Annotated in this window: 4 protein-coding genes; all 4 read right to left on the reverse strand. The window is 65.9% G+C overall.

Annotated features, from left to right (window positions below):
• Positions 1-15: 15 nt before the first annotated feature.
• On the reverse strand, positions 16-2,079 hold the full coding sequence (locus SB816_RS26570; RefSeq protein WP_054502609.1) for a glycosyltransferase: 2,064 nt from the start codon (positions 2,077-2,079) through the stop codon (positions 16-18).
• Positions 2,076-4,556, reverse strand: a complete 2,481-nt coding sequence (locus SB816_RS26575) for a hypothetical protein (RefSeq protein ID WP_064526642.1) — start codon at positions 4,554-4,556, stop codon at positions 2,076-2,078. The genes SB816_RS26570 and SB816_RS26575 overlap by 4 nt, the downstream gene beginning before the upstream one ends.
• 40 nt (positions 4,557-4,596) lie before the next feature.
• The gene (locus SB816_RS26580) at positions 4,597-5,874 is read right to left on the reverse strand and encodes a nucleotide sugar dehydrogenase (RefSeq protein ID WP_410547753.1); all 1,278 of its coding nucleotides are present in this window, start codon (positions 5,872-5,874) and stop codon (positions 4,597-4,599) included.
• 675 nt (positions 5,875-6,549) lie between these two features.
• On the reverse strand, positions 6,550-8,568 hold a 2,019-nt coding region (locus tag SB816_RS26585; protein WP_410547754.1), incomplete at its 5' end, for an autotransporter outer membrane beta-barrel domain-containing protein.

Consider the following 8,568-nt stretch of genomic DNA (forward strand, 5'->3'; position numbering starts at 1 on the left):
GGGGCTGGCGGACGCTCAAGCCTGTTTGAGACGCATCGGGGGCAGTTCCATGCTCGCGTCGTTCTCCGACTCTGGCATGAGCGGCATGCACAGGCTCAGGAACTTGGCCAGCATCGCCTCCAGCGAAAACAGGGTCTGCGCCCGCTTGCGGCTTTGGGCTTTCAGGCTCTCGTCGGCGCGCACCCGATCGACGATCGAGGCGACTTTGTCGCAAGCCTCATGCAGGTCGGGATGCTCGACATCGCCCAGCAGGTGGCCCGTCTGGTCTTCCTCGAAGCACTCGCCCGCGCCGCCGGCCGGCGTCGAGACGACCGGCACCCCCAGCAACTGGGCTTCGATCAGCACGTTGGGCAGGCCTTCGTAGCGCGACAGCAGGACCTTGGCGTCCATTTGCGAATACCAGTAGCCCACGTGGTTCGACAGGCCGACGAGCAGCAGTCGATCCATCACGCGCAGTTCTTCCGCCAACGCCACGATGTTGTCGTGCAGCCGGCCATCGCCGACGATGACAAAGCGCGCACGCGGACGCTGTTTCAGGTACATGGCGGCCAGCTTGATCCAAAGCTGAGGGCGCTTGTCCGGCTCCAGGCGGAATACGCCGCCGATGGTTTCCGTGGCGTCGGCCGTGCTTTCCTGGAAGGCCCGCCACTTTTCCTGGTCGGCCTGCGCGGCGTCGGTGGTCAGGTCCGGCACGCCGTTGTACAGCACATGGAAGCGCACGATGGGGATGCCGAGCCACTCAGCATAGGCTTCGGCGGCCTTGCGGCTGTTGCTGACGAAATGCACGCCGGGCACCTGGGCCAGGGCCTGGTACAGCTCCGGGTACTCTTCGCGGAAGCGGTCCTTGCGGATGTTCGGCGGCAAGCCACGGAACACCAGGTGAATGGTTGGAGCGCCGGCCAGCAGCGCCGCCAGGGCGCCGAACAGGCAGGTGCCGTCCTGCCACAGGCTCACCACGTCGAACGTGCTGGCGCGCAGCACGGGCGCCAGCCGCGTCACGCCGTAGTGGACCGGCGGCGGCAACTGCTCCAGCAGGCGGCCCAGGCTGCCATCCGGCACCGACTGGTGAGCCACCGAGATCGCCGGCAACTTGTTGATTTCCGTGACCGGAATCCGCGCCTTGACCAGCACGGACAGGAAAAAGTCCAGTCCCTGCTTCTTGGTGGAACCGGCCGGCTCGGTGTGCTGCTTGACCAGCACTTCGACCTTTTCCGGCTTCATCGGCGCATCGGCCGCTCCGGCATCGGGCGCGTCCGCCATGCGGGCCAGCTCTCCGGCCAGCCGCGTCAATTGGCGCTCGGCGCCGCCGGGGCCCAGGCTGCCGGTCACCAGGGCGACCGAAACCGGCTTCTCCGGAGAATATTCCGGGATCTGCCGATGACGGAAATGCAGGATGGCGTGCTTCATCGACACGATCCTGATGTCCTTTCCCGCCAGCGCGCTTTCGGGCTCCAGGCGCTGGTAGAAGGCGTAGTCGCTGGCCAGGCCGTTGGCCAGTTCCGCCGCCTTGCTGCCAGGCGCAAGGTGCCTGGCCACGGGCGCGATGACCTCGAACGCGTCCGCCAGCAGGCCGCGCTTGCGCAGGCGCTTGGCGAACTCGACGCGGATGTTGCGATCCGTATGCTGCAGGATCAGCCGGCGAAACAGCTCGTCCGACTGCGCGTGCGCGCGGATGTCGCTCAACAGCTTGGCGCGGGCGAACAGCCTGGAGGGATTGTCCGTGGATTCCGGCAGGTGCCGCTCGACCAGGGCCAGCGCCTCATCGACATGGCGCTCCTTGACCAGGCGGGTCGCCCGGTAGCGCACGATCTCCAGGTCATCGGGGCATTCGCGCAGCAGCGTGGCCCACTGTTCGGACATGCCCTCGTTCAGGCCCGCCGCCTCTTTCAACCTGAGCAGCAGGAAGCGGACCTTGGGGTCGGCCAGGTGGCCGCGCGCCAACGTCTGCGCGTCGGCCAGGTTCGCCTGCGCGACCTGGACCCGCACCGATGCCGCGACGATTTCCTCCAGCCGCGCCTGGACCTGCTGGAGCTCGGACGAGGCGGCTTCCTCGCGTTCGGTAATCAGCGGCGGATTCATGCGGCCTTCCTGCGGTTGGCCTTGTCGATCCACACCTGGCAGCGCTCGATGTAGTGATCGTACTGGGCAGGGTTGTCGGAACGCTCCTGAAGCGCGCGCCAGTAAGGCAGGGCCTGTTCGAAGCGGTGCAGGCGCATGGCGCCGACCGCGGCCAGACGCAGGCCGATGGGATCGTCGGGCACCAGTTGCAGGATGCGCTCGCCCAAGGCCAGGCGCTCGGTGGTGCTGGACGACTCCAGCGCGCGCGCTTCCGCGTACAGCACGGCCAGGATGCGCCGCTTCTCGTGGTCGACCTCCGGCATCCCGGGCCACGATTGCGCCACACGATCCAACAGGTCCCAGGCGGCCTTGGGATCGCCGGCCGCCAGGATTTCACGGGCGCCGCGAATGGCGCGCGGTCCGAGCCGTCCGAGCTGGCGCTCGGCCTCGTCCTTGGCGCTCTGGTCCGCCGAGGCATGCGCCAGGACCATCTTGTAGGCGTCGATGGCCTCGCCGAACCAGCCGCCGTTGAACGCCACCCGTGCGAAATGCAATTGCGTGCTGAACGGCGCGGATTCGTTTGCCGCGGCCTGCTCCAGGTGCCGCATGGCGGTCTGTTTGTCGCCCAGCGCGTCGGCCGCGCGTCCACGCATGGCGTGCAACTCGGGGAACTCGACCTGGGTATCGAGCGCGATGTCGGTCAGGTCGATCACTTCCTTGTGGTTGCCCGCCACCAGCGCGGCCCTCACGCCCAGGCGCATGGCGCGTTCAAAGGCGCGCTGCGCGCGCACGCCGGCCAGGGCGTCCGGATTGAGCAGGCGGTGCGCGCAGATGCGCTCGGCGGCATCGCGCAGGCGGCCTTCCTCCAGCGCCTGGGTGCCCTCCTCGGCCCACGCCGCGGACTGCGTGCGCAGCCAGCCGGAAATGTCTTCCTGTTCGCTGTCGGCCAGTTTGCACGACACGGCCAGCGCGGCCGCGGCCATGATGCAACCGCGCCAGGTCGCTTCCTTGACCAGTTCCAGCGCTTCCACGTCCTTGAGCGCGGGCGATTCAAAGGCCAGCGCGCGCAGGCCGGCGCGGTCTCCGGCGATCAGCCGGTCGCGCCACAGCATCGCGAAACTACGGCCATGCGACGGGATGGCGGCGCGCACTTCATGGACCCAGCGCAGGACGGCGTCCATATCGCTGCCCGCCTGCAGCAGCGACAGCACGGTGTCGGCCGCCTCCGTGGCGGTGGGGTCCTGGGGCGAGGAGATGCGGAACAATTGCTTCCAGTTGCCCAGCGCCTCGTCCACGAACCCCAGGTGGCCGGCGGAGATCGCCGCGATGCGCACGATTTCCGGCGTTTCGATCTCGTCGCCCAGCAGGCCGGCGGCGAGCGAGTGCGCAAGCTCGTGGCGTCCCAGCTTGAAATGGTTGCGCATCAGGATCTGCTCGGCCTTGCTGCCGGTGGCCAGCGCGCCATCGGCGCCGTCCAGCAATGCCAGCGAGCCTTCGTAATCGCCCAGCTCTTCCTGGATGCGCGCGAACAGCAGCGTGTGGTCGGGCAGACCCGGATGGCGGCGCAGCACGTCGCGCAGCCGGCGCGAGGCCTCGCGCAGTTCGCCGGCGTCCCAGAGCTTCTCGATGCGCTCGACGCTTTCCTCGGCGCCCAGCTTGGGCACGGCGGACTGCGGCGTGGAGGCGCTCATGCGCGGGCGCACGAAGGTCTTGAACCATTCGGTGTACAGGCGTTCGGCAAACAGCGGGGTGTAGTGCGTCAGGTCCAGCCCGCCATCCTCCAGCGCGTCCGCCTGGCCGATCTTGTTCATCAGCGGGGTCGGGTCGTAGCAAGGCACGCCGATGTGCTGGGCGCTGGCGGTCACGGCCGCGATCAACTGCGCCCGCTGCTCGATCGGCACATTGTCGGGCGTCATGGCGTTGACGTGCGTGACGAACACCACCTTGTCGCGGCCCAGCAGATCGACCAGCGCCTGCATCTGCTGCGCGATCTCGTCATCCGTCTGTTCACGCTTGACGATGCGCGCGAGCAGGTCGCGGTTGTCCGCCGACAGGCTCTTGAAGACCGGATCCTGGTCCAGCCACGCGCGGCGCTCGGCCAGCCGCTCGTCGCTGGCCTGGGACCAGAACGTGCGGGTCCGCGCGCGGTCGGCGAAGAACTCGCTGAAGTAGCGCACCAGATAGTTGGACTGGATGGGATAGCCGTCGACGGTCAGCAGCTTGCGCGAGGACAGTTCGACCATGTACAGGTCGGCCGGCTTGTGCACGCCGCGCCGGGCCTGCTCGCCGTTGGACGGACGGAAGATCACGCGCTGCACGTCGGCGGGAATCTCGGCCTGGCCAAACATGAAGCGGGCTTGCTGCAGCGCCTCGGCGCTGGTGTGCACGAAACCGTAGTTGCGACCAAGCTGCTGCTTGATCGGATAGCGGCCCACGGCATCACGCAACGGCGTGTGGATGCGGCAGGTTCCAATCGGGGCAATGGTGAAGGCGGTCATTCCGGGCCTCTCCTGTGTTTGATGGGTTGCGGGCCTGGACTCAGAGCGTCCAGTACAAGAGGCCGGACGGCAGCCGGCGGCTGTCCAGCACGGACTTCAGGTCGCAGACCATGCCGTCGGCCTTGACCAGTTGCGGCAGGTCTTCCCAGAGGGTGTCCATGGTTTCGCGGTGCGGCACCGCCAGGATCAGCACATCCATGTCGCGGAACTCCTCTCGATTGACCAGGCTGATGCCGTACTCATGCCGCATCTGCTCGACGTCGACCATCGGGTCGCAGGCCACCGGCGTGATGCCGTACTCGCTAAGCGCGCGGTACAGGTCGACGACCTTCGAATTGCGGATGTCGGGCACGTTTTCCTTGAACGTCATGCCCAGGATGCCGACCCGGGTCGCGGCATTCAGGCGGCCATTGCGGGCCAGGGTCTGCACCACTCGCGAGGCCACGTGGCTGGCCATGCCGTCGTTGATACGACGGCCCGACAGGATGACTTCGGGGTGGTAGCCCAGTTCCTGCGCCTTGGACGTCAGGTAGTAGGGGTCGACGCCGATGCAGTGGCCGCCGACCAGCCCGGGCGTGAACTTGAGGAAATTCCACTTGGTGCCGGCGGCCGCCAGCACTTCGGCGGTGCGGATGCCGACCAGATCGCAGATCTTGGACATCTCGTTCATCAGGGCGATGTTGATGTCGCGCTGCGTGTTTTCCAGCACCTTGGCGGCTTCCGCCACCTTGATCGAGGAAGCGCGGTGCACGCCCGCATCGATAATCTGTTCGTAGACGCCGGCGATGATCTCCAGCGATTCCTCGTCCTGGCCGGACACGATCTTGACGATCTTCTCCAACGGGTGCTCGCGGTCGCCCGGATTGATCCGCTCGGGGCTGTAGCCGAGCTTGAAATCGACGCCGCAGCGCAGGCCCGAGGCCTTTTCCAGCTCCGGTCCGCAGATTTCCTCGGTCGCCCCGGGGTGCACCGTGGATTCGAAAACCACGATGCATCCGGGCCGCAGCACGGGGCCGATCGAGCGGCAGGCCCGCACCAGCAGCGAAAAATCGGGATTATTCTTTTCATCGACCGGCGTCGGCACGGCGACAACGAAGAAATCGCAGCCTTCCAGTTCGCTCACCTGGTCGGTGAACTGCATGGGGGACGCCAGCAATGCCTCACGCTCGATCTCGCCGGTCCAGTCCTCTCCCTGTTTCAGGCTCGTGATCCGCCGCTTGTCCACATCAAAGCCGACGACATCAAAGCGCCTGGAAAATGCCACGGCCACGGGCAGGCCGACATATCCAAGGCCGCATACTGCGATTCTCTTTACCACGGGGGACCTCACTGTTTTCGTCGTGTCGAATACATCAAAAAATCGACACCCAGGAACCAAATAACCCATGCGAAATCGAATCGCATATTGGCGGCTGGGTGGACGTCACATTCAAATTTGATTACAACTCGATACCCGGTCATACCGGTGGGCAGCGAGCCAACGAATCGTAGGCTGCGGCGGCAGCAAATTTTTTTCTAAAAGTTTTCGATGCTATGGAAATAAGTCGCCGCGGTCGTAATAAACGTGGGGAAATCCCTGAAATAATCTCTTTTTCCATACATATGGAAATAAATGAGACCTTTTGTCTTGTAAGAATATATTTAAAGTCGTTTTCTTATCTTGGTTTAATCAAACTGCAAGCAATGAGTATTCTCCGTGGGTATCTTTGGACGCCCCCAGGGAAAATGTTGTTATTGCAACTTCAGGTCACTGATCGCGTCCGAAATAACCGGGGATATCGTGCTAGGGGTAAATCGGCACCCCCTATTCGCCATTGACCGCGCACCCCGTGTCATGGCATACGCGCGCGGCACCAAAATGCCGTCGCACCCTGGCCGCGCAAATCTGTCCTGATATTGAAATGACTTCCACCCATGACAGGCGGGTGGATTACACATTTCAACAAGTGCGACCCCTCTCGGGGCGCGCCTGGCGCGCCCCGAGAGGCCGGGATTAGAAGCGGAGCTTCAGGCTCACCCCGCCCTGCGTGTCGCGATAGCCCTGGCTACCATGGCGCTGCATCAGGTTCGCCGAGATGCTCACCCGCTCGTTCAGCTCGCCCTGCACGCCCGCAGACATCTCGACCACGTGCTTGCTCCCCTGGATCAAGACCCGGGTGTCGTCCACGCTGACGCCGTAGGGCCTGGGCGTGTGCACCCAGTTAACCTCCAGGAAGGTCTCGAACCCGCCCGCTTTTGCCGGGTCCGGCGACGCCTGCCGGCTGGTCATGGAGAATCGCGCGCCCAGACGGGTCTGCAGCTTGTCGCCCCCCACGCCCTTCACCGTCGTCCCGGTACGTTCCGTGTGCTCGCCGGCTTTCACCCCCGACCAGATGACTTGCGCCTGCGGCCGGACTGCATATCGGTTCTCCCTACCGCCTCGGGTCGCATAGGCGCCCGTCTCCAGCACATAGCCCACTTCCACGGACCCGGTGATGCCTTGGCTCTTGTATTTCTCCGCGGCCAGGCCCTCGCCCTTGACCGTATTGTCGAATCGGTTGTAGAGCGCCCAACTGTCCACATACAGGCCGCTGCGGGTCGACGCGTCCTGATACCAGGTCCCATACAGGCCCAAGCCATAGCCCACCACATCACCGCGGGATTGGTACCCTGACAGGCGGTTGCGAGTCTTGCTGCGGTGACTGCCGTAGCCAGCCATGACGCCCAACTGCCAAGCGTCTCGGCCGCCGAAAGCGCCCCCCGCGAACGATCCTCCCAGTTGGAGCATGCTCCGGTCCGCCGAGTACCGATTCTGCCCGTCCGACAGACTCCCGCGGCTGCGTCCGGAGGCCATTCTGGCCCAGCCGTGGCCGTGGGCGCCCGTAACGGGATCGACGGATTCCGCGCTCTGGCGGTCGCTCAGGCTCATATCGAACAGCGTACCCGCCGCGGCCATATTGGCGGCGTAGCTGCCCATTTCCGGGCGGTGGACACGAACCCTTCCAACGCCGACTCCCCCGCTCGCGTGATCGTCGCCCGGCTCAATGACGGGCTTGTCCGCCGGCGGTATCGCCGGCATATCGGCAGGCGGCACCCCAGGCGCCTCAACGGGCGGGACTTCCGGCTTGTCAGCAGGCGGCACCGACGGCGCATCAACGGGCGGAGCCTCCGGCTTGTCAGTCGGCGGTACCTCCGGCGCATCAACGGGCGGAACCTCCGGCTTGTCAGCAGGCAGCACCACGGGCGCATCAACGGACGGAACCTCCGGCTTGTCAGCGGGCGGCAACGACGGCGCCTCAGCGGGCGGAGCCTCCGGCTTGTCAGCAGGCGGCACCGGCGGGGCATCAACGGGCGGAACCTCCGGCTTGTCAGCAGGCGGCACCCCGGGCGCATCGACGGGCGGAACCTCCGGTTTATCAGCAGGCGGCACCACGGGCGCATCAACGGACGGAACCTCCGGCTTGTCAGTGGGCGGCACCACGGGCGCGTCAACGGACGGAGCCTCCGGCTTGTCAGTTGGCGGTACCTCCGGCGCATCAACGGGCGGAACCTCCGGCTTGTCAGCAGGCAGCACCACGGGCGCATCAACGGACGGAACCTCCGGCTTGTCAGCAGGCGGCAACGACGGCGCCTCAGCGGGCGGAGCCTCCGGCTTGTCAGCAGGCGGCACCGGCGGCGCATCAACGGGCGGAACCTCCGGCTTGTCAGCAGGCGGCACCGGCGGCGTCTCAACGGGCGGAACCTCCGGTTTATCAGCAGGCGGCACCACGGGCGCGTCAACGGACGGAACCTCCGGCTTGTCAGTGGGCGGCACCGACGGCGTCTCAGCAGGCGGAGCCTCCGGCTTGTCAGTCGGCGGTACCTCTGGCGCATCAACGGGCGGAACCTCCGGCTTATCAGCAGGCGGCACCGGCGGCGCATCAACGGACGGAACCTCCGGCTTGTCGGCAGGCGGGACCGGCGGCGCATCAACGGACGGAACCTCCGGCTTGTCGGCAGGCGGGACCTCCGGCTTGTCAGCGGGCGGCACCGA

The organism is Achromobacter sp. SIMBA_011, assembly GCF_046535435.1.
GTDB lineage: Bacteria > Pseudomonadota > Gammaproteobacteria > Burkholderiales > Burkholderiaceae_B > Achromobacter > Achromobacter dolens.

Coding starts and splice junctions, on each gene's coding strand:
- SB816_RS26570 (WP_054502609.1), bottom strand. CDS start 2,079: ATGAATCCGCCGCTGATTACCGAACGCGAGGAAGCCGCCTCGTCCGAG.
- SB816_RS26575 (WP_064526642.1), bottom strand. CDS start 4,556: ATGACCGCCTTCACCATTGCCCCGATTGGAACCTGCCGCATCCACACG.